Genomic DNA, 1,236 nt, shown 5'->3' with positions numbered 1-1,236 from the left:
ATCAGTCGCATAAATGAAGGGGGGCGGGAAATATAGTTGAACGGTTCGCTCGGAACGGTGAGAATTCGTCCCGATTTGACTGCACGCAGCGATTGCCATTTGCCGTTTGTACGAAGCGAATCGGCAAACTCTTTTTCCATCGCGACGATAACGTCGGGGTCAGCGAGCATAATGTTTTCCAATGATATCTTTTCCATCCCGTAGTTGGAGGTCATACGGCAATTGAGAGCATTTTTAGCTCCCGAATAGTTGAACGGTTCGAGATGGAACGATCCGTCGCATTCGCTGGATAAGCCATCCAAACTTTCGGCAAAGTAGTAGCGCACCTCTTTGCGTTTTTCCAGAGGCTTTTGGAGTGAACGGATAAGGCTGAGCGTCTCTTGCGTATAGTCGATCAGTGCCTTGGCACGTTTGTGATTGCCGCTCAGCTCGCCGTAGAGCTTAAACTGGGAGACGAGATCGTTGATCGAATCGTTGCGTATCATCAGAACAGGGATACCGAGTGCCGAGAATTTAGCCAGAATGTTGTCCGCTCCCGTCATTCTTCCCCACATGAGGATGATATCCGGTTTGGAAGCGGCCAGTATTTCGAAGTTAGGGGTATTGCCCTGACCGAAATAACCTCCTGCTACCGGTTTGGAAGCGGCGATACCGACGTATTTTTTTTGAATGTCATTAAACGGTGTATTGATAGCTGCTACGAGCGCCGGATCGAAAGCGACGAGACTCATGGTCAACTGCGGCGATGCGGCATAGATCTTCGTCACTTTATCGGGTATCGTGACACTTCTGCCGTAATCGTCGGTAATGATGCGTGCTTCGCTTGAGATGACAACTAATACTGAAATGAGAAAAGCATACGCGAATTTCATGAGAATCCTTTAATGAAAATCGGGAATGCACCACGAACGGTGCTTATGAGTGATGATTTCGGCCTTGATTCCGTAGACTTCATCGATCATTGCGTCGGTAATGACGGCATCGGGTTTTCCGTCCGAGATGATTTTTCCCCCGTTCATTACGACGACGCGATCGGAGACCATCAACGCATGGTCAGGATAATGAGTCGTTTTGAGGAAAGTATATCCTTGTGTTTTCAATTGATTGATCAGTTCGAGCAGACGGATCTGGTTGCCGTAATCGAGTCCCGAGACCGGTTCGTCCATGATAAAGGTATCGACTTCCTGTGTCAGAGCGCGGGCGAGCAGAACCATCTGTTTTTGTCCGCCGCTGAGC

2 protein-coding genes are annotated in these 1,236 nt (G+C 48.9%); both read right to left on the bottom strand.

Annotated elements, in window-relative coordinates:
- Positions 1 to 872, bottom strand: an 872-nt coding sequence (locus Q0389_RS05880) for an ABC transporter substrate-binding protein (RefSeq protein WP_298692652.1), incomplete at its 3' end; no start/stop codon positions are given.
- 9 nt (positions 873 to 881) lie between these two features.
- Positions 882 to 1,236, bottom strand: a 355-nt coding sequence (locus Q0389_RS05875; protein WP_298692647.1) for an ABC transporter ATP-binding protein, incomplete at its 5' end; no start/stop codon positions are given.

Source organism: uncultured Sulfuricurvum sp., from assembly GCF_937936435.1.
Taxonomy (GTDB): domain Bacteria; phylum Campylobacterota; class Campylobacteria; order Campylobacterales; family Sulfurimonadaceae; genus Sulfuricurvum.
This window is presented reverse-complemented; position numbering and strand designations above follow the sequence as displayed.